Raw genomic sequence first — 25,922 nt, 5'->3', positions numbered from 1 at the left:
ACATAAACGTCGTATATCTGAAAAAATAACCCTTTATCAACAAAATTGGGACGTAATCAAAAATGCTATTGCTGAGCACATCCGTGTTTTATTAGCGTACCCAAATTAGTTTTGTGCGAAACTCGTGTTATAGATATCTTTAATGCATGGATAACCGGACAAAATATGAACATCCTGATTTTTTCTTGTTTTTAAATTTATACTTCTTTTTTAGAGACTGCGAAACTCGTGTCTATAAAATCACATTTTGATTTCCTTTTATCTGCTTCTTTTTATTAATAATAAAATTATTTAATGTAAATAATTGTGAACCAAAAAATAATCATTTAAACAGTTCTATAATGAATTCAATTTTACTTGTGATCACTTTAACAGAAAGTAATAACAATTATATTTGTGCGCCTTACAATTGTTTACACTAATATAACCTTACCGTAAAATACCCACACTGAACAAAACGACAATAACCATCTTTGTCATTTGGGGTCGCTAAATGAGACTTATAAAATATAAAGGAAGTATTGGAGTCATCTCACTGCTTACTATTGTTTTCCTGCTAACTGGTTGCGATATGGTATTAATGGATCCCAAGGGCGCCATTGGTGTTGAACAAAAAAGACTGATACTGACTGCGCTTGGTTTAATGTTAATTGTTGTCATTCCAGTCATTTTTATGGCAATTATCTTCGCCAGAAAATATCGAGCAAGCAATAAACAAGCAACCTACCGGCCAGATTGGGCACATTCAAATAAAATTGAGTTAGTTTGCTGGACAGTTCCTATCATCATCATCATCATTCTTGCCGTGATAACCTGGAAAACCACGCATCAACTGGATCCTTATAAACCATTAGAAAGCGATAAAAAACCGATTACCATTCAGGTCATTTCTACCGATTGGAAATGGGTGTTTGTCTATCCAGAAGAAAATATCGCTACCGTTAATGAAATCGCCATTCCTGTCGGTGTGCCAATTAACTTTAAAGTGACAGCCGAGTCAGTGATGAATTCTTTCTTTATCCCTGCACTTGGTGGTCAAATTTATGCGATGGCTGGTATGCAAACGAAGCTTCACTTAATCGCTAATGAACCTGGTACCTATAAAGGCTTCTCATCAAGTTATAGCGGTCACGGCTTTTCAGACATGAAATTTAATGTAATTGCAACACCTGATACAGCAAGCTTTGATAAATGGGTACAAAAAGTAAAAACATCTACCAAAACGCTAGATAGCATGGCTACATTTAATCAATTAGCTAAACCTAGCCACAATGTCCCTATTACCTATTTTTCAAGCGTGAAACCAAATCTCTATGAAGAACTGATATTAAAATTCGGCCATGAACATCATATCAATCATGCTAACAAAACCGAACATGAAATGTCTGGCAATCAAATAATGCATATGAACCACTCTGCTCATGTCGATGCTAAGGAATAAATAGTATGTTGGGTAAATTAACGCTCGATGCAATCCCTATTCACGAGCCAATTATTGTCATCACTGTGATCTGTATTTTATTAGCTGGCATAGCTATTTTAGGCGTTATCACCTATTTTGGTAAATGGAAGTGGCTGTGGAGCGAATGGCTAACTAGTGTAGATCATAAAAAAATTGGCATTATGTATATTATCGTTGCCATGGTAATGCTACTACGCGGCTTTGCTGATGCCATAATGATGCGAGGTCAACAAGCATTAGCGTCAGCCGGCGAGGCCGGTTTTTTACCTCCTCATCATTATGATCAAATCTTTACCGCTCACGGTGTGATCATGATTTTTTTCATGGCAACCCCTTTCGTGGTTGGCTTAATGAATTTAATTGTGCCATTGCAAATTGGTGCTCGCGATGTAGCCTTTCCGTTTTTAAATTCTCTCAGTCTTTGGTTATTTGTCGTTGGTGTTATCTTGATTAACCTATCATTGGGTGTCGGGGAATTTGCGCAGACCGGTTGGTTAGCTTATCCCCCATTATCAGGTAAGGAATACAATCCTGGTGTCGGGGTAGATTATTGGATATGGAGTTTACAAATATCAGGCATTGGTACCACCCTAACCGGAATAAACTTTTTTGCCACCATTCTACGGATGCGGGCGCCTGGTATGTCAATGATGAAAATGCCTGTTTTTACTTGGACAGCGCTTTGTACTAATGTACTGATTATTGCAGCATTTCCTATCCTAACCGTTACTATCGCACTACTCACACTTGACCGATATTTAGGCACCCATTTCTTCACTAATGATATGGGCGGCAATATGATGATGTATATCAATTTGGTCTGGGCTTGGGGACATCCTGAAGTTTATATATTAGTGTTACCTGTTTTTGGCGTATTTTCGGAAGTCACAGCGACATTCTGTAAAAAACGTTTATTTGGTTATACGTCTCTGGTCTGGGCAACCATTGTTATTACTGTAATGTCGTTTGTCGTCTGGTTACATCACTTCTTTACCATGGGAGGTGGGGCAAATGTCAATGCCTTCTTCGGTATAGCTACCATGATTATTGCTATTCCAACTGGAGTAAAAATATTCAATTGGTTATTTACCATGTACCATGGCCGTATCGAATTTAAAACACCAATGCTCTGGACGATTGGTTTTATTGTTACTTTTTCGATTGGTGGGATGACTGGCGTACTATTGGCCGTTCCCGGTGCAAATTTTGTGCTGCACAATAGTTTATTTCTGATTGCCCATTTCCATAATGTCATTATCGGTGGAGTGGTCTTTGGTTGCTTTGCTGGTATGACCTACTGGTTCCCGAAAGCATTTGGCTTTACATTAAATGAAAAATGGGGCGTTCGTGCTTTTTGGTTTTGGATCAGTGGTTTCTTTATTGCCTTTATGCCACTTTATATACTGGGCTTTATGGGAATGACTCGTCGTTTAAGTCAAAACATTGATCCACAATATCATCCAATGCTGATGGTCGCTTCACTCGGTGCTGCGCTTATCGCTATCGGAATTCTCTGCCAAGTCATTCAAATAATTGTCAGTATTCGCGATCGCCACAAAAATCGCGATTTCAGCGGCGATCCATGGGATGGTCGTACATTAGAATGGTCAACATCGTCCCCTGCACCTTTTTATAACTTCGCGAAAGAACCACAAATTGATACACGTGATGCTTGGTGGGATATGAAAGAAAAAGGGATTGCATATCAACAACCAACCAAATATGAACCCATTCATATGCCACAAAATACTGCTGCCGGAATAATTATTTCAGCGTTTTGTTTAATCTTCGGTTTTGCTATGGTCTGGCATATTTGGTGGCTAGCGATTATTGGTTTTGCTGGTATTATCGCCACCTGGATTGGCAAAAGTTTTGATGACAATGTTGATTATTATGTCCCTGTAGAAGAAATTAAACGTATTGAAAAACAGCATTACGATGAACTGAAAAAAGCAGGTATCCATCATGTCAACTAATTCAATAGCTAATCAACATATTGCCTATGAAAATCATGGGCATCATGACATAGGCGCAACAAAAATATTTGGTTTTTGGATCTATTTAATGAGCGATCTGATCCTGTTTGCTTGCCTTTTTGCTACCTACGTTGTTCTAGTTCATGGTACTGCCAGAGGCCCGACAGGAAAGGAGATTTTCAACCTCAATTTTGTCTTGGTCGAAACCTTCCTGTTATTGTTTAGTAGCATCACTTATGGATTTGCCATGCTTGCGATGCGTAAGCAGAAAATAAATCTGGTGAAATTATGGCTACTGATTACTTTTTTATTCGGATTCGGCTTTGTTATCATGGAAATTTACGAATTTCATGAGCTCATTTCTGAAGGTTATGGGCCTGATCGCAGCGCTTTCCTTTCCGCTTTCTTTACACTAGTTAGTACTCACGGTATTCATGTAAGCTTTGGTTTAGCCTGGATCATCATCATGATAATCGATATCTCACGTCATGGCCTCACTGCCGTCAATCAAACCCGTTTAAGTTGTTTAAGTCTTTTTTGGCATTTCCTAGATGTTGTTTGGATCTGTGTATTCACCGTTGTTTATCTGCTGGGGGCACTTGCATGAGTTACACAAATACACCGCACTCTGGTGCTAGCCACGGCAGTATGAAGACTTATTTAATTGGCTTTATACTCTCGGTCATTTTAACGGTCATCCCCTTTTGGATGGTAATGAATAGTACTGCATCCCATGACACTATCTTATGGATCGTTGTTGGTACGGCAATTAGCCAGATTCTGGTACATCTTGTCTGTTTCTTACATATGAATACCTCTTCAGATGACCGTTGGAATCTAGTTGCCTTCCTGTTCACAATGCTAATTATAGGCATTGTCGTTATTGGCTCGCTGTGGATAATGTATAACCTGAACATCAATATGATGCTCGACTAAAGAGTTGTGGATCTAATGAAGCAATATCTACAAGTGACCAAACCAGGCATTATTTTCGGTAATCTAATTTCTGTTATTGGCGGCTTTCTGCTCGCAGCTAAAGGTATAATAGATTACCCGCTATTTATTGCCACATTACTCGGCGTATCTCTGGTTATCGCTTCTGGTTGTGTTTTTAACAACTATATTGACCGAGATATCGACCAAATGATGGAGAGAACCAAAAATCGACCTTTAGTTAAAGGACTTATTGCGCCGAAATTTTGCCTAATTTATGCCACCCTACTGGGTATTGCTGGCATAGCTTTACTTTATATTGCCGCCAATGCCTTAGCGGCACTACTGGCCGTTATCGGTTTTATCATATATGTCGGTATTTATAGTCTCTATATGAAACGTAAATCGGTTTATGGCACCCTGGTAGGTAGCTTGTCCGGCGCTGCGCCGCCAGTTATTGGTTACTGCGCTGTTGCTAATCAATTTGATATGGGAGCATTGATTCTGCTATTGATCTTTAGCTTATGGCAAATGCCACACTCTTATGCAATTGCTATTTTTCGCTTCAAAGATTATCAAACCGCCAATATTCGCGTATTACCAGTGATTAAAGGAATTTCGGTCGCCAAAACTCATATCTTTTTATATATCCTTGCTTTTATGGTAGCAACCATTATGCTGGCCATTAGTGGCTATGCCGGCTACAAATATCTTATTGTTGCCGCCGCGGTGAGTTTATGGTGGCTTGGTATGGCAATTTCTGGCTTTAAAAATCAGAATGATGATCGCCTTTGGGCACGGAAACTGTTTATATTCTCTATCGTGGCAATTACTTCTCTCAGTGTCATGATGTCGATTGATCCAACTGTTACCGCTGAACAGATCTTTGTCTATCTCAAATAATAATTTATCTTAAATAGTGGCAGATAATTGCCACTACCTTCACGGTTAAAACATCCAAAATGCGAATGAATTCCCATTTTTTTATCCATATCTTGCTAATGCTTACTCGACAAATAGATTAACTAATCGATTAAACCATTTTACAATGTTCACTTGTAAAATTTCTGAGATAAACCATGAATGATAGTAAAATGACGCCTACTGAATTAAAGGCAACCTGGGGGTTAGGAGCGGTATTCACATTACGTATGTTAGGCATGTTCATGGTATTACCCATCTTAGCCAGCTATGGACGCGAACTGAAAGATGCCAATGAATTGTTACTTGGTCTGGCTATTGGCATTTATGGTATCAGTCAGGCTATCTGCCAAATCCCATTTGGTTTAATGTCCGACCGATTTGGTCGTAAGCAATTAATTATCGCCGGCTTACTCATTTTTATTGCCGGTAGTGTGATTGCCGCGATGACAGATTCTATCTGGGGTATAATTATCGGTCGCGCGTTACAAGGCGCAGGGGCTATTTCTGCTGCAATTATGGCGTTGCTGTCCGATCTGACTAGCGAACAAAATAGAACTAAAGCGATGGCTTTTATGGGAATAAGCTTTGGCATCACTTTTGCTATTGCACTCGTTCTCGGCCCAATTATCACCCATGCTATCGGTTTACATGGCCTTTTTGGGGGAATAAGCATACTTGCCTTTGGCGGGATATTAATAACTCGCTTTGCCGTACCAGATAGCCGATATCATAGCGTTAATCGCGAAACCCATTTTATAAAAAATAGTGTACAAACAGTGATTAATAATCGCCAACTAGTTAAACTTAATTTTGGCATATTTTGTTTACATACGCTGTTGATGGCAAATTTTGTTGCTTTACCGTTAGTGATGATCGATTCAGGTCTAGCAGCTAATCAACATTGGAAAATATATTTACTAACTTTACTTCTTGCTTTCATTACGGTGCTACCTTTTGTTATCTATGCTGAAAAGCAGCGTCGAATGAAACAAGTTTTTCTATTATGCATTGGCATCTTATTTATCTCTGAATTAACATTTTGTTTTTCCAAACAACAATTTTGGTTAATCGTATTAGGTCTTCAGCTATTTTTTATTGCTTTTAATGTTATGGAGGCATTATTGCCTTCACTTATCAGTAAAGAAGCGCCTGCTGGATATAAAGGAACCGCGATGGGTCTCTACTCAACCAGTCAGTTTCTAGGCGTTGCTTTAGGCGGGATCTTAGGGGGATGGCTTTTTCAATTAAATGGTGCTTCCTTGGTCTTTATGGCCGGACTGATACTTTGTACATGTTGGTTTTTTATTAGCTTAAATATGCATCAACCTGCTTATACCAGTAGCATTCGTTTACTTTTACCCCAACAGATCAAAGATGTTAATTTACTACAAAGCCAATTAATGAATGAGCCCGGTGTGCGCGAAGTGATGTTCGATCTTAAAGCGCTTAGTGCCTACATTAAAATAGATAAAAAAATTATCAGTCGGCAACAGTTGGAAACTATTATTAATAACCAATAACACACTACCTGCTGTAGGATACAGCAGGAATGATAAATTTAGTCACGAAAATTAGTAAATTGAAAAAGTTGCCCAAGTTCAGCCTCTCGCACTAGCGCTATCACAGATTGTAAATCATTGCGTGACTTACCGGTTACTCGCACTTGTTCTCCCTGAATTTGCGCCTGAACCTTCAATTTACTTTCTTTAATTAGTTTAATGATCTTTTTTGCCATTACCGAATCAATGCCTTGCAGTAACGAAGCCTCGAGGCTATAAGTTCTGCCACTATGAACAATATCGTCAGGTATATTCAAGACAGCACCATCTATTCCACGCTTAGCTAATTTCTCGCGTAAAATATCTACCAATTGGTTTACTTGAAAGTCGGACACGCTCGTTACTTTAATCGACTCATTCTTTTCATTGAGTTCAAAACTGGCTTCAACATTGCGAAAATCCCAACGACTAGCCAATTCACGTTGCGCATTTTCAACGGCATTACTCACTTCATGCATGTCAATTTCAGAAACTATATCAAATGATGGCATATTTCATGACCTCCTTATTACTCATAAAATAGCATAATACTACTTTTTATTATCAGCAAAAGCTCTATACTTAATGTTAAATAAATTCCCCAAAAAGCATAATTGATTCAGTCAGATAAAAAACAATAGCGATCTTTAGTGCTGGCGCTGTTAGCAAGTTATGGCTGATAACATGCTAAATCCGATTATTTATCCATTAATTAGACCGAGAGAAACTCTAATGTCAACAACCGTTCTCGTCTGCCTGGCCCATGGTAGCGAAGAAATAGAAGCCGTAACAGTGATTGATCTGTTAACTAGAGCCGAGATCCCAGTAACAACTGCAAGTACCGCAGATAATGGCCAATTGGTGTTAACTTGCTCACGAGGAGTAAAAATTGTTGCTGACACTCAATTAGTCAATATCATTGAACAGGATTTTGCTGATATTGTATTACCTGGTGGATTGAAAGGCGCGGAGGCGTTTCGTGATAATCCGCTGATCATTGAAAAAATTCGTCAATCTCATCATCAGGGTAAAATCATTGCCGCTCTTTGTGCCGTGCCGGCAATCGTACTAGAACACCATAATTTATTTCCAATCGGCAATATGACCGGTTATCCTGCGTTACAAAGTAAAATTGCTAGTCACAAACGCGTTGATTGTCGTGTCTACTATGATGAACGGGTAAAACTACTTACTAGCCAGGGGCCTGCCACAGCTATTGATTTTTCACTTAAACTTATCGAGCTATTAGTTGGCAAAAAAAAGGCAGCGGAAGTTGCCTCGCAGCTTGTCCTGCCGCCTAGTATTTACAACTATGCCAACTAACGGTGATATGGCAAATTGTGTATATTCACTTGAAACTCGCCTATCCTTGAGACGAAAAAGTCAATAGATTACCACTAAGGACGATACACTTTTACATTTTTAAAACCTTGTTCATGTAAATAAAGTGCCTGTAAGCGGCTCATAACACCGCGCTCACAATAAAGCAAATAGTGTTTTTCTTGTGGTAACTCACCAAATTGGTTATTTAACTTATAAAATGGCAGTAGCCTTACTTTAACACCTTCAAGCTTGAGTGGGCGCGCTTCCTGTTCATCAGGGGAACGAATATCCAGCACAATATCATCGCCTGAAAATGCAGTGACAATTTCCACTTCTGGCGTTTTATCTTCGCTATCATTCATTATCTGACGAATATCAATATTTTGTGCTGTACTAACAACATGATTAAGCAGAGAAAAATCAAAATTAGTTTCCTGCGCTTCAATTTTAGCTTTTACTGCTTTCACAGTTGGTTTTTTCGAAATCACACCACAAAACTCAGGCATATTACTGGCAAAATCTGCCGTCCCTATCTCGCGAGCAAGGTTAATAATATTTTCTTTATCATGTGAAATTAATGGCCGCAAAATTAATGTATCGGTAACATTATCAATTACACGTAGATTGGTTAATGTCTGACTAGAAACCTGTCCTAACGCTTCTCCGGTTACTAAAGCCTGAACCCCATAACGTTCTGCTATTATAGATGCGGCGCGAACCATCATCCTTTTCAATACCACTCCCATCTGGCCATCATCAATCTTTTCAAGAATTTCGCTTACAATCGGAGCAAAATCTATCGCGACAAAACGCACTTTATGCGAACGGCCAAAACGATGCCAAAGATGGTAAGCAACCTGCTTGACGCCAATTTCATGACTGGTGCCACCCAGATTAAAAAAGCAATAATGAACTCGGCAACCACGCCGCATTAACATGTAGCTAGACACACCTGAATCAAAGCCACCCGATATCAACGACAAAACATCTTCTTGAGTACCGATAGGAAAGCCGCCAATCCCTTGAATACGGGATTTAACAAGCATGACTTTATCCTTTTCAATTTCAAGATTGATGGTGATATCAGGCTGATTGAGTTTTACCTTAGCTGATGAAATATGTTGATTTAATCCCCCACCAACATAACGTTCTACTTCAATTGAAGTAAAGTCGTGCTGACCACGACGCTTAACGCGTACACAAAAAGTTTTATTGGTTAGCAATTCAGCATAAGTTGCATAAGCTAACTCAAAAATATGATGGAGATCGCGGAATTGATATTCTTCAACTAACAGAATATGATGGATGCTAGGAATTCTGGTTAAGGCATCGCAAATTTCATCATGATATGTGTTTTTTTTGGTGCGAACTTCGATATTATCCCAATGGCGAAGAACGGTTATTTCCGCATCTAACACCTTCAATATATTAAGAATATTGCTAGCCAAGATCTTAATAAAGCGCAAGCGCACTGATTGGCTTTTAATGGTAATTTCAGGAAATAGTTTAATAATAAACTTCATAATTTTGTATAAAAGTTGGTTTTTATTTTTGCGAATAAACGCATATTATGCATATTTATTAGCAGAGCATTTGATTTTAAGACGGGAAGTATATCACTATATTGCTGTTCGTCGCTAAAAATCACAAAAAGAATAAATTGTCTGCATAAATGTAGTAAAATAAATCGCCTGATGCGCATATTCACCTGATATTAAGGCAAGTAAAACGATTATGGCTAAAAAGAAAATATCTGATAGACAAGATCCGCTATCTTTTGAAACTTCTCTGACAGAGTTAGAGCAGATAGTCACACGCTTGGAATCAGGCGAACTTCCGCTGGAAAAAGCATTAAGTGAATTTGAACAAGGGATCCAATTAGCCAGACAAGGCCAGAAAGCGTTGCAACAGGCAGAACAACGCGTCCAAATTTTGTTACAAGCCGATGACAATGCACCACTAGACAACTTTACGCCGGAAGATAAATAAATCATGTCTGAAATAGTGACACTTTCTTTTGCGGATCAACACCAATGGGTACAAGATCGCGTCAATAAAACACTACTAAAGCAATTCCAGCGCCTACCGGTTAATCAAAGTCAATTGGTCACGGCGATGAAATATGGCACATTACTCGGTGGAAAGCGACTAAGACCTTTTTTAGTTTATGCTATAGGTGATATGTTAAATGTTGCCGTGGAAAACTTGGATGTACCCGCTGTGGCCGTTGAATGTATTCATGCTTATTCATTAATCCACGATGATTTACCCGCAATGGATAACGATAATTTACGTCGTGGCCAACCTACCTGCCATATTTCCTTCGGTGAAGCTCATGCCATTTTGGCTGGTGATGCCCTGCAAACACTTGCCTTTGACATCTTATCTCGTTCCGCCATGCCTGATGTTAGTGATACTAATCGGCTGGCAATGATAGCTGAGCTGGCTACTGCTAGTGGAGCAGCCGGCATGTGTGGTGGTCAAGCGCTCGATATGGAATCAGAAGGTCAACAAATTGATATAGCAACCTTAGAATCTATTCATCATCATAAAACCGGCGCTTTAATTCGTGCTGCCATCAGAATGAGTGCATTTTCAGCTGGCAGCCAAAGCTACAAATTAGTACCATTATTAGATAATTATGCCAATGCGATTGGACTGCTATTCCAAGTCCATGATGACATTCTTGATGTTACTGGTGATACAGACACTTTAGGTAAAAATCAGGGTTCTGATGAAAAACATAAAAAAAGCACCTATCCATCATTAATCGGTGTTGAACAAGCACAAAAAAAAGCGAACAATTTATTTAAACAAGCACTGGATGCGCTTTATATGTTAGAACAACAGTATGGATTAAATACGGAAATACTACAAAATTTAACACACTTTATTATCGAACGAAAAAGCTAATTCTCTTGATTCAAAAACAGAATATTTTACCAGTAATAAAAATTCAAAATAATCTTTTGGCGGCCTACTACAGCGTCATGGGTATAAACAAAAAACAATTATTTAATGGGCAGACATGAGCATTGATATCACTTCCTATACAACTTTAGCATTAATAGAAACGCCGGAAGAATTGCGACTTTTACCAAAAGAAAGTCTGGTCAAATTATGTGAAGAGTTGCGACAATTTTTATTAAATAGTGTTAGCCGTTCCAGTGGACATTTTGCTTCTGGATTAGGAGCCATTGAACTCACTGTCGCTTTACACTATGTCTATAAAACCCCGTTTGATAATCTTATCTGGGATGTCGGCCACCAGGCATATCCACATAAGATCTTAACTGGCCGCCGCGACCGCATTGATACCATACGACAAAAAAATGGCTTGCATCCTTTTCCCTGGCGATCAGAAAGTGAATATGACATCCTCAGTGTCGGTCATTCTTCGACTTCTATCAGTGCTGGACTTGGCATGGCGGTAGCTGCTGAATATGAAAATAAAGATCGTAAAACGGTTTGTGTTATTGGTGATGGCGCTATTACCGCAGGTATGGCTTTTGAAGCAATGAACCATGCGGGTGACATTCATAAAGATATGTTAGTAATCCTCAATGATAATGAAATGTCAATTTCAGAAAACGTTGGGGCGTTAAATAATCATTTAGCGCAACTGTTATCGGGCAATCTATATACTAGTTTACGTGAAGGGGGCAAAAAGGTATTTTCCAATATTCCCTCAATCAAAGAATTGTTAAAGAAAACCGAAGAGCACCTTAAAGGTATGGTGATCCCTAGTACTATGTTCGAAGAACTCGGCTTTAACTACATTGGTCCCATTGACGGCCATGATGTACTCACATTAGTACAAACATTAAAAAATATGCGTGAGTTAAAAGGCCCACAGTTTTTACATATCATGACCAAAAAAGGCAAGGGATATGAGCCCGCCGAAAAAGATCCTATCAGCTGGCATGCGGTGCCTAAATTTGATCCAGCAACTTTTAGCCTTCCAAAAAACAATAATAGCCAATTAACATTTTCACAAGTTTTTGGCGATTGGTTGTGCCAAGAAGCAGCCGGTGATCCTAAACTGATGGCTATCACACCAGCCATGCGAGAAGGATCGGGAATGGTTGAATTTTCCAAAACCTATCCCAAACAATATTTTGATGTTGCTATTGCAGAACAACACGCTGTGACTTTTGCTGCTGGCCTTACCATTGGAGGTTATAAACCTGTCGTTGCTATTTATTCTACTTTTTTACAACGCGCCTATGATCAAGTGATCCATGATGTAGCCATTCAAAAATTGCCTATCCTGTTTGCTATAGATAGAGCAGGCATTGTTGGTGCCGACGGACAAACCCATCAAGGTGCTTTCGATCTATCGTTCTTACGTTGTCTACCGGATATGATCATTATGTCGCCCAGTGATGAAAACGAATGCCGGCAAATGCTACATACGGGTTATCACTATCAGGATGGCCCTGTTGCGGTTCGTTACCCAAGGGGAACAGGCTCTGGCGCCACTCTACAACCTTTGGCAAAAATTCCAATCGGTAAAGGAATAATTCGCCGCCAAGGAAAAAAAGTTGCCATCTTAAATTTTGGCACATTACTTAGTGAAGCGATGAAAGCCGCAGAATTACTTGATGCCACCCTGGTCGATATGCGGTTTGTAAAACCGTTGGACGAAACATTGATATTGGAAATAGCTCACAACCATAAGCTATTAGTAACATTAGAAGAAAATGCAATTATGGGGGGAGCCGGTAGCGGCGTTAATGAATTTTTATTAAAAGCCCATCATATTATGCCTATCATTAACCTCGGCTTGCCTGATCACTATATCGCACAAGGAAATCAAACAGAAATTCAGGCTGAATTAGGACTTAATGCGGAAGGAATTGTAAAATCAATTAACAACTATTACGCCAAATAAATTAATAAATATGTTGAAAATCAAAAGCAGCGGTTTACCTAGCGCTTTTGATTTTTAGTAACTCGCTTACATTATAAAACGGGTAACCAGTGTGCAAGCGCAGCTACGATAACCATCGCGAAAATAGCCGCGATAATATCATCTAACATAATACCTAGCCCGCCACCTACTTGCCGATCAAACCAACCTATAGGCCAAGGTTTTAGCATGTCAAAAAAGCGGAAAAGCACAAACGCTATTAATACCCATTGCCAACTAACTAACGGTATCACCATCAGGGTCATCCACATGCCAATAAATTCATCCCACACAATACTACCGTGATCGTGAACTTGCATATCATCGGATGTCCGTTGACAAATAACAATACCAACAACAAAACCAAATAAAATAATAAACCAATATAACCAAACGGGTAATAACCAATACATCAGTAGCCAGAATGGAATAGCAGCTAACGATCCCATTGTTCCAGGAATGATGGGTGATAAACCACTACCGAATCCGGTTGCCAATAGATGCCAGGGATTTGATAGGTTTAAACGAGATTTTGCATCAGTCATAGCAAGCTTCCACAATAAAATGATCAAAACCAGTTAAATTAGGTGAAACCTCTTTATTCCCATAAAAATAGCGGATCCCTTCTGATTCTGGTGTTATCTGGCCGATACAATGAAAATTTGCCCCAGTATGCGCTAGTGCTGACTCTAATGCACCGCGATTTATCTCAGGCACTGTAAAGCACAGTTCATAATCTTCTCCACCACTTAACGCCCAGGTTAACGCCTGTTCTGAGGTAACTTGTCTGCGCAATGCATCTGATAATGGCAAAGAATCTAATTTAATTTTAGCGCCACGCCCACTGATTTTGAGAATGTGTCCAAGATCAGAAATCAAGCCATCAGAAATATCTATCGCCGAAGAAGCAAGATGACGTAAAGCCTGCCCTTGCAAAATACGAGGCTGTGGCCTTAAATGACGCTGGATCAACCAATGACGATCTTTTATATCATCGACAACCAGCTGTGATTGTAAAATCGCAAGACCTGCAGCACTATCACCCAATGTTCCAGTAACATAAATCCAATCACCATTACAGGCTCCAGACCGGGTTAGTGATTTTCCTGTCGGAATCAAACCATGGGCTGTATAGGTTAAACTCATTGGCCCTCGTGTTGTATCGCCACCAATAAGTTGCATTTCATAGTAATTAAGCTGTTCAAATAGGCTAGAGCTAAATCTTGCCAGCCAATCTTCATTGATTTGTGGCAATGTCAACGCCAGAGAAATCCAGGCAGGATCAGCTCCCATAGCGGCTAAATCACTTAAATTAACCGCCAAAGATTTATAGGCTAAATCTTCAGGTGAAATACTATCAAGAAAATGGATACCTGCAACTAGTGTATCGGTAGTAATCGCTAATTGCTGTCTTTCCGGTATTGTTATCAATGCACAATCATCACCAATACCGATATTAACGTCATGCCGATTTTGCTGTTGACGATTAAAATAACGCGCGATGATATCAAATTCGCCACAAACCATAATAATATTCCAATATATCATGCTCCGATTGCTATAAGGCTATCACTGCACCTTATAATCAAAATGAACATCAGATTATTCGAAAAGCCTGAACACCATTATTTCTTACGCACAGTAGGAACAACTTTATCGAGCGCACCATTGATAAATTTGTGACTCTCCTCGGCACCAAAAACTTTTGCTAATTCAATCGCTTCATTAATAGCAACTTTATAAGGTACATCATCACGATAACAGAGTTCAAACATCGCTAAACGTAAAACCGCTTTCTCTACCTGACCAAGCTCCCCAAGCTGACGAGAAAGATAAGGAGCCATTTTTTTATCCAGTTCTAACACATGAGTTGAAACGCCATTAAGTAGTTCACGGAAATAAGTTACATCAACATCTGACATATCCTGTTCAGATAAAAATTCCACTTCAACATCAGCAATACTATTACCCGATAATTGCCAAGAATAAATCGCCTGAACAGCACACTCACGCGCGCGATGACGAGCAGCAGGTTTCACAAAATTCCCCTTAAATAAAATAGTTAGCCTTTAATGGCTTGAATTACATTAACCATTTCTAGTGCAGCTAATGCAGCATCTGCACCTTTATTTCCCGCTTTTGTACCTGCGCGCTCAATTGCCTGCTCAATATCCTCGGTGGTTAATACACCAAAGGCAACAGGAATATTACTTGTCATCGCAACATTAGAAAGTCCAGCACTACACTCACCGGCAACATATTCAAAATGTGAGGTTGCACCACGTATAACGCTAGCAAGTGCAACAACTGCATCATATTTTTTGGTTTCTGCTAATGTTTTAATCGTCAAAGGCAGTTCATAAGCACCTGGCACCCAAACTACCGTAATATTTTCCTTTGCAACTTGGCCAACACGTTCCAAGGTATCAATAGCGCCTTCCAGCAAGCTATTGTTGATGAAATGATTAAAACGTGCAACAACGATTGCTATACGAGCTTTGGGTGCTGCTACCGTACCTTTTATTACCTTCATAGCCTTCCTTAAATACTAATTATTCTTTACACAAACGACAATTTTATCATATTCTTTTCTATACTGCGCTGCTGAATTTAGCTAACTTTAAAACAGTCATTAGGAACGCTAAATTTAATCAATTAAATGTTACATTACTTTAACTATACTACTTTACTATATTAAGCTAACCAGTTAATGAATATGACATTACAATGGTCGAAGTGTTAAACGTAAATCAGGTCCAATAAGTTCAATATTAACAAATTCAAATGCAGGTGCATCTTTCAATTTTTGTAATGCTGGAATATTAATTAATTCTTTTGCGGTTCCACCTAAAATTTTAGGCGCAATATAAACAATCAATTCATCAACTAATCCTAGTGTTAACAAAGCACCGGCAAGTGTTGGACCGCTTTCGACCCAAACTGAATTAATATTACGTTTAGCCAGCTGTATCATCAGCAAAAATAAATCAATGCCTTTTTGGTAGGTTGGGATGGCGATTTGCTCAACATCACCACACCAATTTTGCGATATGGGATTAGGGCGAATAAGCCAACATTCACCGTCTGATTTTGTTATAATATGTTCTGGTTTTACTTGATTCTCACTATCCAAAACAATTCTTATTGGTTGCCGAAGACATTCTTTAGGATAAATATTTTGTAACTCAGGCGTAAAATCTGTCCAACGAACATTCAAAGCTGGATTATCAGCTAAAACAGTAGCACTGGTAGTCAAAATTGCGCTCGCTTGAGCCCTGAAACTTTGTACATCTTGGCGAGCTACTGGCGAAGTGATCCATTTACTTTCACCTGATGCAAGGGCCGTCCGCCCATCAAGTGATGCGGCTAACTTAAGTTGAACATAGGGGAACCCTGTTCGCATTCTTTTTAGAAAGCCTTGATTTAATTGTTCAGCTTCATCCATCAGTAAACCATGTAATACTTCGATGCCAGCCTGCTGTAATTTAAATAAACCACGTCCTGCAACCTGTGGATTTGGATCTTGCATAGCCACAACAACTCGCCGAATACCTGCTCTAATTAACGCATCTGCACAAGGTGGGGTTTTACCATAATGACTGCAAGGTTCTAATGTGACATAAGCAGTTGCTCCGTTCGATTTTTCACCCGCCATTTGTAAGGCATGAATCTCAGCATGCGCCTCGCCTGCTTTGCAATGAAAACCTTCACCCACAACTTCATCGTTGCGTACAATGACACAGCCTACATTCGGGTTTGGTGAGGTAGTAAATCGTCCTTGCTTGGCCAATGACAACGCACGGCTCATAAACTGCTTATCAAACGCGGTCATTTTTACTATTAATCCTGTAACTTAGCAATTTCTTCGCCAAATTCACGAATATCTTCAAAACTACGATATACCGAAGCAAAACGTATATAAGCAACTTTATCCAGCTTTTTTAACTCATCCATGACAATTTTTCCAATCATCTTCGCCGGAATTTCTCGCTCTCCGGTTGCGCGAAGTTGAGATTTTATGTTGTTAATAGCTGTTTCCACATCATCGGAACTTACCGGGCGTTTTTCTAATGCTTTTTGCATACCTCGTCTAAGTTTGTGTTCATCAAATGACTCACGTACATCATCACTTTTTACCACACGCGGCATGACTAATTCAGCCACTTCAAAAGTAGTAAAACGTTCATGACATTCAAGACATTGTCGACGACGACGAACCTGCGAACCATCGCCAACCAGACGTGAATCAATCACTTTGGTATCTACAGCGGTGCAAAATGGGCAATGCATAAAATTTCCTGATTTTAGGGTCCGGTTTTTCAGTTTAACTCAGCTATCAATGAAAAACACCCTGCTAGCGCAATCTAACAGGGTGTGAGTTAACAAAATTCGCCTTTACGGCAGCAGAGAATGTTGATCCGCTCCCTCTTTTTCTACTTTAGGAGGAAGCAAATGCTCACGTTTCATTCCCATCTTTAATGCTAGAGCAGAAGCAACATAGATAGAAGAAACGGTTCCAATCGTCACGCCAATTAACATAACTAGAGAAAATCCTTTCAGTATTGACCCACCAAAAAGATAGAGCATCAATACCACTAATAGAGAAGTTCCTGATGTAATAAGTGTTCGACTCAATGTTTGGGTCAATGAAACGTTAACTATTTCGTAAGAAGTACCGCGGCGGATCTTGCGGAAATTTTCACGAATACGATCAGAGACAACAATGCTGTCATTTAATGAATAACCGATGACCGACATTAATGAAGCAACGATAGTCATATCAACTTCAATTTGAAAAAGCGATACAATGCCTAATGTAATGATCACATCATGCGCTAATGATATTACTGCACCAGTAGCCAGACGCCATTCAAAGCGGAAACCTACATAAATCAAAATACAGATCAAAGCAGCTAACAGTGCCATTGCACCGGTTTGAGCTAATTCACTGCCTACACTCGGCCCGACAAATTCGATTCGCTTAACCGTTGCTTGATCATCAACATTTTTGTTAATGACTGAAATAATGGACTTACCGATTTCTTGACCTGCCACGCCTTCAGTAGGAGGCAATCGGATCATAATATCTCGGCTACTACCAAAATTTTGAATCAACGGCTCTTGATGGCCATTATTTGCTAAACTCGCTCTAATTTTATCAAGATCCGCAGGTTGACTGAGATTAATTTCAATAACAGTCCCGCCGGTGAAATCCAATCCCCAGTTAAATCCTTTTAATGAAATAACCGTAACCGAAAGAATAGATAAAGCAATTGAGATACCAAAAGCTAAATAATCCCAACGCATAAAATCGATAACTTTACGGCCATGATTTAACTGTTCTACTGTGTAATCTTGCGCCACAACCACGCTCCTTAAATAGACAGCTTTTTAATACGTTTACCACCATACAATAAGTTCACGATAGCACGTGTTCCTACAATTGCAGTAAACGTGGAGGTGGCAATACCAATCGCCGTAGTAATGGCGAAACCCTTAATTGAGCCGGTGCCTACCGCATACAAAATGGTTGCCGTGATCACAGTTGTCAAATTCGCATCTAAGATACTGGAAAATGCCCCCTTGTAACCTTCATGTATCGCTTGCTGTATTGAACGACCATTCTTTAATTCTTCTTTAATACGTTCATTAATCAACACATTCGCATCAACGGCAACAGCAAGCGTTAAAACAATACCAGCAATTCCCGGCATGGTTAAAGTAGCCCCCGGTAATAGCGACATAATCCCCATAATGAGGATCAAATTTGCTAATAATGCAGAACTAGCAATCAGACCAAACTTGCGATAATAAATGACCATAAATAGAACTGAAGCTAGCAAACCGGCTAATGATGCTTTCATTCCTTGCTCAATATTTTGCAATCCTAATGTTGGCCCAATTGTGCGTTCTTCAACAATTTGAATAGGTGCAATTAATGCGCCAGCACGTAATAATAAAGATAATTGACGAGCTTCAGTTGGATTACTGATACCAGTAATACGAAATTTGCTACCAAAGCGGGCAGAAATTCTGGCGACATTAATGACTTTCTCATCTTTTAACAAAATAGCACGACCATTGGCATCCTTTCGCCCGCTATCTTTATATTCAACAAATAGGGTTGCCATCAATTTATCCTGATTATCACGGGTAAAATCAGACATAATTGAGCCACCGGCGCTATCCAGACCAATGCTTACCTGCGGGCTGCCCATTTCATCTAAATCCGATGTCGAATCAGTAATATGATCGCCTGTCAAAATAACGCGTTTATAAAGAACAACAGACTCACCATCGCGAGTATATTTTATCTCAGAATCACCCGGAATATGGCCACGTTGAACAGCCGAACTGTCTATGCCGACATTAACTAAGCGAAATTCCAGCGTTGCAGTAGCACCAAGGATCTCTTTTGCTCGCGCCGTATCTTGGATACCCGGTAATTCAACAACAATACGATCAGCGCCCTGACGCTGTACCAATGGTTCAGCAACGCCTAATTGGTTAACACGATTACGGATAATATTAATATTTTGTGATACTGCATAATTACGTGCTTCACGGATCCGCTCATCTGTCATTACTGCCGTTAATAGATTGTTGTTGCCAGCAGTAAAAACAAAATCGCGATAACGTGGTGTCAAATAAGACTCCGCTTGCGAACGTCCACTATCATCACGAAAACGAATTTCAACACCGTAATTATCTATTTTACGTATAGTTGAATATGGGATCCCTTTTTCACGTAAATCACTACGCAGGCCATCCATATTCTGTTCTTGCAATTTACCTAAGGCTGTTTCCATATCCACTTCCATTAAGAAGTGAACGCCACCACGCAAATCTAACCCTAATTTCATTGGTTCACCGCCCAATGCTCTTAACCAATGAGGGGTTGCAGGTGCCAGATTTAACGCTACGATATACTGCTCTCCTAAACCGGCAACTAAGGTTTCGCGTGCATGTAGCTGGACATCTGGATTATTAAAACGAGCAAGAATTACACCACTTTCCAGAGCAATTGATTTACTTTCGATTTTCTCTTTCTTTAAAATATTGCGAACTTGATCCAAAGTCTGTTCATTGGCTGCGGTTCCCCGCACGCCAGTAATCTGAACAGCCGGATCCTCTCCATAAAGATTGGGAAGCGCATACAGCAGACCGATGAGCAACGCAGCGATCAGCATCAAATACTTCCACAAAGGATAACGATTTAGCACGGCAATTCCCTTCGGGAAAATCAGAAATTAGATAGATTTCATTGTACCTTTTGGAAGTACAGCAGCAACGAAATCACGTTTAATGGTTACTTCATTGGTGTCATTTAATGCAACAACAATGTAACCCGTTTCAGATACTTTAGTGACGCGGCCAATTAATCCACCGGTTGTTAGTACCTCATCACCTTTAGCAATAGAATCCATTAATTTTTTGTGCTCTTTAGCTTGCTTCTGCTGTGGGCGTAAGATCATAAAATAAAAAATCAATCCGAAAACAACCAGCATGATGATCAAAGAATATGGGTTTCCTTGCGCTTGACCACCAGCTGAAGCGACTGCTTCAGAAATAAACAAACTCATCAAAATTTCCTCATTGTGATTAAAACAATATTTCTAGCTCAAAAAATTAATCCAAGCCTATAAATCCTAAACTGATTTGATTCAATTAGCACGACTGAAATTATACTCTAGTTTGATGAAATCGATTTATTGATCCGTCGATAGAAATCTACTGCAAAAGCCTCAAATTCACCTTTTTCAATCGCTTGTCGAATTTCAGCCATTAGCCGTTGATAATAACGCAAATTGTGTAAGGTATTAAGCCTGGCACCAAGAATTTCATTACATCGGTCAAGATGATGTAAATAAGCACGGCTATAGTGAGAGCAAGTATAGCAGTCACAATGGGCATCTAACGGCGAAGTATCCGATTTGTATTTAGCGTTACGGATTTTAATTACACCTTCAGTGACAAATAGATGGCCATTTCGAGCATTTCTGGTTGGCATTACACAATCAAACATATCAATACCGCGCCGAACCCCTTCAACCAGATCCTCCGGTTTACCGACCCCCATTAAATAACGTGGTTTATTCTGCGGGATTTGTGGGCAAACATGCTCTAAAATACGGTTCATATCCTCTTTAGGTTCACCTACAGCTAAGCCACCAACAGCGTAACCATCAAAACCAATCTCAACCAGGCCTTTTACGGATATATCACGTAAATCTGGATAAACGCTGCCCTGAATAATGCCAAACAGCGCATTTTTATTGGCTAACTCATCAAATCGTTGGCGACTACGTTTTGCCCAGCGAAGAGACATTTCCATCGATTTTTTGGCATAATCCCACTCTGCCGGATAGGGTGTGCATTCATCAAAAATCATGACAATATCCGAACCAAGATCGTACTGAATTTCCATCGACTTTTCAGGGCTCAGGAAAACCCTTTCGCCATTGATTGGATTGCGAAAATAAACACCCTCTTCTTTAATTTTACGCATGGCACCAAGGCTAAAAACCTGAAATCCGCCGGAATCAGTCAAAATTGGTCCTTGCCATTGCATAAAATCATGCAGATCGCCATGTAATTTCATTATTTCCTGTCCAGGACGCAACCATAAATGAAAAGTATTTCCTAACAGGATTTGGGCCCCGGTTTGTTTAACTTCTTCTGGCGTCATCCCTTTGACTGTACCATAAGTGCCAACCGGCATAAAAGCAGGCGTTTCTACAATCCCACGCTCAAAAATCAAGCGACCACGACGAGCTTGGCCGTCTTGGCTTTGTAATTCATATTTCACTTTGCCTCTCTAGCATCAGAAAAACAGTCTGATGGGTTAGTTACATATTCAGTTAAATAAATTGCTGATATCAATTTAATAGTTAACAATTAGTTAACCACTTTTTCACTTTCTGCTTTAGGATTGTGCGTGATAAACATGGCATCACCATAACTAAAAAAACGGTACTTTTCTGCGATTGCTTGTTGATAGGCATTCATCGTATTTTGATAACCAGCAAAAGCAGATACCAACATAATCAAAGTAGACTCAGGTAAATGGAAATTAGTAATTAATGCATCAACAATTTGAAAATGAAAGCCTGGGTAAATAAAAATTCGAGTATCATCAAAAAAGGGGGCAATAATACCTTCTTTACATGCAGAAGCCGCGCTTTCTAATGATCGAATCGAAGTTGTGCCAACTGCAATAACCCGTTTACCTCTCGCTTTACAAGCCAATATTGCATCAACAGCCTGTTGCGATACTTCAACATATTCTGCATGCATGGTATGTTCAGCAACATTCTCCACCCGTACAGGTTGAAATGTGCCGGCACCAACATGTAGCGTCACAAACGCCATTGCTACCCCTTTTTGCTGCAGCGCCGCTAGTAATGATTCATCAAAATGTAATCCTGCCGTCGGCGCAGCAACGGCACCAGGCCGTTGGCCATAAACTGTTTGATAAAGTGTTCTATCAACCTCTTCATCAGGGCGGTCAATGTAAGGTGGTAATGGCATATGGCCAATATCATTTAAAATAGCTAACACATCTCGCTTATCCTGAAAATCAATTTCAAATAGCGTATCGTGTCTTGCCAACATAATGGCTTTGACACTTTCATCATCACCTAATAATAATTCGGTTCCTACTTTGGGTGCTTTAGAAGCACGAATATGCGCCAACACCCGATGATTTCCCAATATGCGCTCAATCAATACTTCAATTTTGCCGCCAGACATTTTACGACCATAAAGACGAGCCGGTATAACCTGAGTATTATTGAAAACCAGCAAATCACCTGATTCTAATTTATCAACAATCTCAGTAAATATACCATGTGCCAGTTCACCTGTTGAACCGTTCAAAGAAAGTAGCCGGCAATGACTACGTTTGGCTAAGGGATAATGGGCTATTAACTCATCAGGTAATTTAAAAGCAAAATCAGAGACACGCATTTCTTTACACTATTTGATCAAAACAAGCGCACTAGTCTAGTGCGGCGATAAAAACAGTGCAACAAATAAGCATCACGAAAATTAAAAATTCACTTATAATGACACTATGAATTTTCTTGCACACTTACATTTAGCTCAACGAGCACAAAGTTCCTTATTAGGAAATTTAATGGCGGATTTCGTTCGCGGTGATCCTGAAGGTTTATATTCACCAGATGTTGTGGCCGGGATCAGAATGCATCGTCAGGTAGATAAATTCACCGACCAGCACCCCATTGTGATTAATGCCAAGCAACTTTTTCGACCGCCATACCGCCGAGTCGCTGCGATCACTCTCGATTTAGTTTGGGATCATTTTCTCGCTTTATATTGGGATCAAATCGAAGCAAAACAGACTCTACCCCAATTTGTTCATTATGCTCGCCAGCAAATTGAACCAAACCTATATAATACCCCAGAAAAATTTCAAGAATTAAATGAGTATTTATGGTCACAAAACTGGCTGATCCATTATGCAGAACCTGAATATATTAATAATGTATTAAACAGTATGGCGCGCAGACGTCCTAAACTGGTTAATTTAATCGGCTCCTTTGATGATTTTATTTTACATTACCACGATTTTTCTGCTTTTTTTTTGGCAACTTTATCCAGCAATGATCGCTTTTGCTGAAACTCTATCAGAAAAAAAAGCGCCATTAATGAAAACAAATAAACCCTAGCTGATTAGAGGCTAGGGTTTATTACCGATTAAATAACACTCTTTAGATATCTCGCTTTATATCAGTGTTGTTTAGTGCTAATACGATCATAGAGTGCAAAAATCACTAAAATGATTAATGAAGGTACCAACCAGGCTAAATCATGAACATAAAGTGGTAATTTCTTCGCAACATCAGGAATAAATGCTTGCAAAAGCTCAGAAGATTTCATCGCACCTAATAAGCCAAAGATTAGACTGGTCAACATAGTTGGCGCAACCACCCTGGATGGGTATTTCCACCATTTCAAGGTAAAACTCATTAAAATCAATATAATACATGGTGGATAAATCGCGATTAATACCGGAATAGAAAATTCAATCAGTTTACTCAATCCTAAATTCGAGATCACCATAGAAAAGATGCCTAGTATCCAGACTAATTTACGATAAGAAATCGGCACATAAAGCGCAAAAAATTCCGCGCAAGCACAAGTGAGTCCAACCGCAGTTACCAGACAAGCAACAAAAATGAGTAACGCTAAGAAAAAGCTACCAAAATTACCAAAAGTATGTTGCACATAGGCATGCAAAATATTAGCACCATTGCTGGCATTAGGTAATAAGGTGCCGCTATTCTCACCCAGTTTAAACAGTGAAACATAAACCAATGTTAATAACACGCCGGCAATTAATCCAGCCCACATGGTATAACGGGTTAAAAGAGTAGAATTTTCGACACCACGTGAACGGGCAGCATTAACAATAACAATGCCAAACACCATCGCACCCAAGGTATCCATTGTCAGATAACCATTAATAAAACCATTAGAAAATGCCATTTCAGTATATGATGGCGTTGATATAATGGGTTCACCTGCCGGCCAAAGTACCGCAGCAATGCCCAAAATAGCCAATGTAAGCATTTTTATTGGCGCTAAGATATGCCCTACGCTATCGAGTAGTCGTCCTGGATAGAGTGAAATAGCTATCACAACAGCAAAATAAACTAGGCTATAGATAAACAATGAAATCGATGAAACACCGCCTACTAGTGGGGCAATTCCGACTTCATAAGAAACTGTTGCCGTACGAGGTGTGGCAAATAATGGCCCAACAGATAAATAGGCGACAATAGCTAACAATAACCCCGCACATTTACCAATTGGAGCACTAAGCTGTTCGATGCCACCACCTACTTTTGCTAGCGCAATAACTGCAATAACAGGCAAACCGACACCTGTTAGCAGAAATCCAGCTGCCGCTGTCCATACTTGTTCACCAGCTTGCAATCCAACCATAGGAGGAAAAATAATATTTCCTGCCCCTACAAATAACGCAAAGGTCATAAACCCTAACGCTAAAATATCTCGAGATGTTAAACGATATGCCATAATTATTTGTTAATTTGTTGTTATTTATAATTCAGCTTAAGTAGAACCCAAACCTAAACCACTTATTATTTATTGACGCTGATCTCTGCTGATTTTTAATCAATAAGAATATTTAATTAACCTGATAAATTTGTAAAAACAGAAAAATCCGCCAATAACAGACTACAAGTAAAACTTTTATAATGATAAAAGGCAATAGTAAATCGAAAAATAAGAATAAAAATCTGAAATAAATTTTTTATTTAGTGATTGGTTTTAGTGTTTACTCAATATACGTTATATGATTTGCATAAAATTTAATCAACACTAACATCTATTCATGCAAAAGCATTATTTAGCTAAATCTTTTTAACTAAAATTCAGCAAATGAAATTTAATTTTGGCCATTTTTTGTTGTTACAATTAAACTAGACGGTAAAATAAAACTAAACACCGAGCCCTTACCTAATTGACTTTCAATATCTAATTGGGAATGGTGGTATATTAATGCATGTTTGACAATTGACAATTGCCAATCCCAATCCGCTACCCCCCCCATTCGACGTGAACGCAATTTATCTGCTCGATAAAAACGTTCGGTTAACCGAGTCAAATGCACTAAACTAGTTGCTGAATAGAGACTTGCATTTTTTGTCACGCTATTGAGAATAAAAAGAGGTTTAACTTAGAGAATAAAGGTTTGAAATGATCAACAAAGAGCGGCTGTTACGAGATAATCGTTTATGTAAAGCAATCATTGGATTATCAGTCGAAGAATTGAAAAATTTAGCCGCTGAATTTTCAGCTTGTTA

At 39.3% G+C, this 25,922-nt stretch carries 25 protein-coding genes and 1 pseudogene; 11 read left to right on the top strand and 15 right to left on the bottom strand.

What is annotated here, in order from left to right:
- The first annotated feature begins 493 nt into the window (after positions 1–493).
- The 6 genes from cyoA (at position 494) to CBG25_RS18000 (ending at position 6,815) form a co-directional block, all read left to right on the top strand.
- Positions 494–1,441 (top strand): cytochrome o ubiquinol oxidase subunit II, encoded by a 948-nt coding sequence (cyoA, locus tag CBG25_RS18025; RefSeq protein ID WP_290608386.1) that lies wholly within the window; start codon positions 494–496, stop codon positions 1,439–1,441.
- Positions 1,442–1,446: 5 nt separating this feature from the next.
- Positions 1,447–3,438 carry a cytochrome o ubiquinol oxidase subunit I gene (gene cyoB, locus CBG25_RS18020; RefSeq protein WP_290608384.1) on the top strand — a complete coding sequence of 664 codons (1,992 nt, stop codon included), beginning with the start codon at positions 1,447–1,449 and terminating at the stop codon, positions 3,436–3,438.
- Complete coding sequence (locus CBG25_RS18015; RefSeq protein WP_290608383.1) at positions 3,428–4,045, top strand: cytochrome o ubiquinol oxidase subunit III; 618 nt, start codon at positions 3,428–3,430, stop codon at positions 4,043–4,045. Before cyoB ends, CBG25_RS18015 begins: the two co-directional genes overlap by 11 nt.
- On the top strand, positions 4,042–4,374 hold the full coding sequence (locus CBG25_RS18010) for a cytochrome o ubiquinol oxidase subunit IV (RefSeq protein WP_032115118.1): 333 nt from the start codon (positions 4,042–4,044) through the stop codon (positions 4,372–4,374). The genes CBG25_RS18015 and CBG25_RS18010 overlap by 4 nt, the downstream gene beginning before the upstream one ends.
- 15 nt (positions 4,375–4,389) lie before the next feature.
- Positions 4,390–5,274 (top strand): heme o synthase, encoded by an 885-nt coding sequence (cyoE, locus tag CBG25_RS18005; RefSeq protein ID WP_290608381.1) that lies wholly within the window; start codon positions 4,390–4,392, stop codon positions 5,272–5,274.
- Between the two features lie 176 nt (positions 5,275–5,450).
- A complete protein-coding gene (locus CBG25_RS18000; RefSeq protein WP_290608380.1) occupies positions 5,451–6,815 on the top strand; it encodes an MFS transporter in 1,365 nt (454 codons plus the stop codon).
- A gap of 38 nt (positions 6,816–6,853) precedes the next feature.
- Here the strand turns inward: CBG25_RS18000 and CBG25_RS17995 are convergent, their stop codons facing one another.
- Complete coding sequence (locus CBG25_RS17995) at positions 6,854–7,345, bottom strand: YajQ family cyclic di-GMP-binding protein (RefSeq protein ID WP_290608378.1); 492 nt, start codon at positions 7,343–7,345, stop codon at positions 6,854–6,856.
- Between the two features lie 220 nt (positions 7,346–7,565).
- On the opposite strand from CBG25_RS17995, the gene yajL reads away from it, so the two are divergent.
- A complete protein-coding gene (yajL, locus tag CBG25_RS17990; RefSeq protein WP_290608376.1) occupies positions 7,566–8,156 on the top strand; it encodes a protein deglycase YajL in 591 nt (196 codons plus the stop codon).
- Positions 8,157–8,230: 74 nt separating this feature from the next.
- Here yajL and thiI read toward each other — a convergent pair whose 3' ends face one another.
- Positions 8,231–9,679, bottom strand: a complete 1,449-nt coding sequence (gene thiI / locus CBG25_RS17985; RefSeq protein WP_290608375.1) for a tRNA uracil 4-sulfurtransferase ThiI — start codon at positions 9,677–9,679, stop codon at positions 8,231–8,233.
- A 211-nt stretch (positions 9,680–9,890) separates the two neighbouring features.
- Here thiI and xseB point away from each other — a divergent pair, with 211 nt between their 5' ends.
- The 3 genes from xseB to dxs all read left to right on the top strand — a co-directional run bounded on the left by xseB (position 9,891) and on the right by dxs (position 13,050).
- Positions 9,891–10,145, top strand: coding sequence for an exodeoxyribonuclease VII small subunit (gene xseB, locus CBG25_RS17980; protein WP_290608374.1), 255 nt, complete (start codon positions 9,891–9,893; stop codon positions 10,143–10,145).
- A gap of 3 nt (positions 10,146–10,148) precedes the next feature.
- Positions 10,149–11,069, top strand: a complete 921-nt coding sequence (ispA, locus tag CBG25_RS17975; RefSeq protein ID WP_290608373.1) for a (2E,6E)-farnesyl diphosphate synthase — start codon at positions 10,149–10,151, stop codon at positions 11,067–11,069.
- Positions 11,070–11,184: 115 nt separating this feature from the next.
- A complete protein-coding gene (gene dxs / locus CBG25_RS17970) occupies positions 11,185–13,050 on the top strand; it encodes a 1-deoxy-D-xylulose-5-phosphate synthase (RefSeq protein ID WP_290608371.1) in 1,866 nt (621 codons plus the stop codon).
- A gap of 71 nt (positions 13,051–13,121) precedes the next feature.
- Here the strand turns inward: dxs and pgpA are convergent, their stop codons facing one another.
- The 11 genes from pgpA to queA form a co-directional block, all read right to left on the bottom strand.
- The gene (pgpA, locus tag CBG25_RS17965; protein WP_290608369.1) at positions 13,122–13,613 is read right to left on the bottom strand and encodes a phosphatidylglycerophosphatase A; all 492 of its coding nucleotides are present in this window, start codon (positions 13,611–13,613) and stop codon (positions 13,122–13,124) included.
- The gene (gene thiL / locus CBG25_RS17960) at positions 13,606–14,595 is read right to left on the bottom strand and encodes a thiamine-phosphate kinase (RefSeq protein WP_290608388.1); all 990 of its coding nucleotides are present in this window, start codon (positions 14,593–14,595) and stop codon (positions 13,606–13,608) included. Before thiL ends, pgpA begins: the two co-directional genes overlap by 8 nt.
- A gap of 98 nt (positions 14,596–14,693) precedes the next feature.
- Positions 14,694–15,107, bottom strand: coding sequence for a transcription antitermination factor NusB (gene nusB, locus CBG25_RS17955; protein WP_032115108.1), 414 nt, complete (start codon positions 15,105–15,107; stop codon positions 14,694–14,696).
- Between the two features lie 23 nt (positions 15,108–15,130).
- A complete protein-coding gene (gene ribE, locus CBG25_RS17950; RefSeq protein ID WP_032115107.1) occupies positions 15,131–15,601 on the bottom strand; it encodes a 6,7-dimethyl-8-ribityllumazine synthase in 471 nt (156 codons plus the stop codon).
- Between the two features lie 189 nt (positions 15,602–15,790).
- Positions 15,791–16,900: a bifunctional diaminohydroxyphosphoribosylaminopyrimidine deaminase/5-amino-6-(5-phosphoribosylamino)uracil reductase RibD gene (gene ribD, locus CBG25_RS17945; protein WP_290608365.1), complete on the bottom strand. Its 1,110-nt coding sequence runs from the start codon at positions 16,898–16,900 to the stop codon at positions 15,791–15,793.
- An 8-nt stretch (positions 16,901–16,908) separates the two neighbouring features.
- Positions 16,909–17,358 carry a transcriptional regulator NrdR gene (gene nrdR / locus CBG25_RS17940; RefSeq protein WP_026821453.1) on the bottom strand — a complete coding sequence of 150 codons (450 nt, stop codon included), beginning with the start codon at positions 17,356–17,358 and terminating at the stop codon, positions 16,909–16,911.
- 105 nt (positions 17,359–17,463) lie between these two features.
- Entirely contained in the window at positions 17,464–18,432 is a 969-nt protein-coding gene (gene secF, locus CBG25_RS17935) for a protein translocase subunit SecF (protein ID WP_290608363.1), read from the bottom strand.
- A gap of 11 nt (positions 18,433–18,443) precedes the next feature.
- On the bottom strand, positions 18,444–20,291 hold the full coding sequence (gene secD, locus CBG25_RS17930; RefSeq protein ID WP_290608361.1) for a protein translocase subunit SecD: 1,848 nt from the start codon (positions 20,289–20,291) through the stop codon (positions 18,444–18,446).
- Between the two features lie 27 nt (positions 20,292–20,318).
- Positions 20,319–20,651, bottom strand: a complete 333-nt coding sequence (gene yajC, locus CBG25_RS17925; RefSeq protein ID WP_290608359.1) for a preprotein translocase subunit YajC — start codon at positions 20,649–20,651, stop codon at positions 20,319–20,321.
- A 107-nt stretch (positions 20,652–20,758) separates the two neighbouring features.
- Entirely contained in the window at positions 20,759–21,877 is a 1,119-nt protein-coding gene (gene tgt / locus CBG25_RS17920; protein ID WP_290608357.1) for a tRNA guanosine(34) transglycosylase Tgt, read from the bottom strand.
- An 89-nt stretch (positions 21,878–21,966) separates the two neighbouring features.
- On the bottom strand, positions 21,967–23,037 hold the full coding sequence (gene queA / locus CBG25_RS17915) for a tRNA preQ1(34) S-adenosylmethionine ribosyltransferase-isomerase QueA (RefSeq protein WP_290608355.1): 1,071 nt from the start codon (positions 23,035–23,037) through the stop codon (positions 21,967–21,969).
- Positions 23,038–23,206: 169 nt separating this feature from the next.
- On the opposite strand from queA, the gene CBG25_RS17910 reads away from it, so the two are divergent.
- Complete coding sequence (locus CBG25_RS17910) at positions 23,207–23,710, top strand: ACP phosphodiesterase (RefSeq protein ID WP_366212808.1); 504 nt, start codon at positions 23,207–23,209, stop codon at positions 23,708–23,710.
- Between the two features lie 110 nt (positions 23,711–23,820).
- Here the strand turns inward: CBG25_RS17910 and brnQ are convergent, their stop codons facing one another.
- Positions 23,821–25,131 (bottom strand): branched-chain amino acid transport system II carrier protein, encoded by a 1,311-nt coding sequence (gene brnQ, locus CBG25_RS17905; RefSeq protein WP_290608353.1) that lies wholly within the window; start codon positions 25,129–25,131, stop codon positions 23,821–23,823.
- Positions 25,132–25,504: 373 nt separating this feature from the next.
- A pseudogene (gene phoR, locus CBG25_RS17900) lies at positions 25,505–25,726 on the bottom strand (two-component system sensor histidine kinase PhoR); the annotation flags it as partial.
- Positions 25,727–25,922: the final 196 nt, after the last annotated feature.

Source organism: Arsenophonus sp. ENCA (assembly GCF_002287155.1).
GTDB classification, from domain to species: domain Bacteria; phylum Pseudomonadota; class Gammaproteobacteria; order Enterobacterales; family Enterobacteriaceae; genus Arsenophonus; species Arsenophonus nilaparvatae.
This window is presented reverse-complemented; position numbering and strand designations above follow the sequence as displayed.

Coding starts and splice junctions, on each gene's coding strand:
- yajC (WP_290608359.1), bottom strand. CDS start 20,651: ATGAGTTTGTTTATTTCTGAAGCAGTCGCTTCAGCTGGTGGTCAAGCG.
- pgpA (WP_290608369.1), bottom strand. CDS start 13,613: ATGACTGATGCAAAATCTCGTTTAAACCTATCAAATCCCTGGCATCTA.
- CBG25_RS17995 (WP_290608378.1), bottom strand. CDS start 7,345: ATGCCATCATTTGATATAGTTTCTGAAATTGACATGCATGAAGTGAGT.
- dxs (WP_290608371.1), top strand. CDS start 11,185: ATGAGCATTGATATCACTTCCTATACAACTTTAGCATTAATAGAAACG.
- thiL (WP_290608388.1), bottom strand. CDS start 14,595: ATGGTTTGTGGCGAATTTGATATCATCGCGCGTTATTTTAATCGTCAA.
- cyoB (WP_290608384.1), top strand. CDS start 1,447: ATGTTGGGTAAATTAACGCTCGATGCAATCCCTATTCACGAGCCAATT.
- cyoE (WP_290608381.1), top strand. CDS start 4,390: ATGAAGCAATATCTACAAGTGACCAAACCAGGCATTATTTTCGGTAAT.
- ispA (WP_290608373.1), top strand. CDS start 10,149: ATGTCTGAAATAGTGACACTTTCTTTTGCGGATCAACACCAATGGGTA.
- xseB (WP_290608374.1), top strand. CDS start 9,891: ATGGCTAAAAAGAAAATATCTGATAGACAAGATCCGCTATCTTTTGAA.
- cyoA (WP_290608386.1), top strand. CDS start 494: ATGAGACTTATAAAATATAAAGGAAGTATTGGAGTCATCTCACTGCTT.
- nrdR (WP_026821453.1), bottom strand. CDS start 17,358: ATGCATTGCCCATTTTGCACCGCTGTAGATACCAAAGTGATTGATTCA.
- CBG25_RS18015 (WP_290608383.1), top strand. CDS start 3,428: ATGTCAACTAATTCAATAGCTAATCAACATATTGCCTATGAAAATCAT.
- CBG25_RS17910 (WP_366212808.1), top strand. CDS start 23,207: ATGGCGGATTTCGTTCGCGGTGATCCTGAAGGTTTATATTCACCAGAT.
- thiI (WP_290608375.1), bottom strand. CDS start 9,679: ATGAAGTTTATTATTAAACTATTTCCTGAAATTACCATTAAAAGCCAA.
- brnQ (WP_290608353.1), bottom strand. CDS start 25,131: ATGGCATATCGTTTAACATCTCGAGATATTTTAGCGTTAGGGTTTATG.
- yajL (WP_290608376.1), top strand. CDS start 7,566: ATGTCAACAACCGTTCTCGTCTGCCTGGCCCATGGTAGCGAAGAAATA.
- queA (WP_290608355.1), bottom strand. CDS start 23,037: ATGCGTGTCTCTGATTTTGCTTTTAAATTACCTGATGAGTTAATAGCC.
- CBG25_RS18000 (WP_290608380.1), top strand. CDS start 5,451: ATGAATGATAGTAAAATGACGCCTACTGAATTAAAGGCAACCTGGGGG.
- ribD (WP_290608365.1), bottom strand. CDS start 16,900: ATGACCGCGTTTGATAAGCAGTTTATGAGCCGTGCGTTGTCATTGGCC.
- ribE (WP_032115107.1), bottom strand. CDS start 15,601: ATGAAGGTAATAAAAGGTACGGTAGCAGCACCCAAAGCTCGTATAGCA.
- CBG25_RS18010 (WP_032115118.1), top strand. CDS start 4,042: ATGAGTTACACAAATACACCGCACTCTGGTGCTAGCCACGGCAGTATG.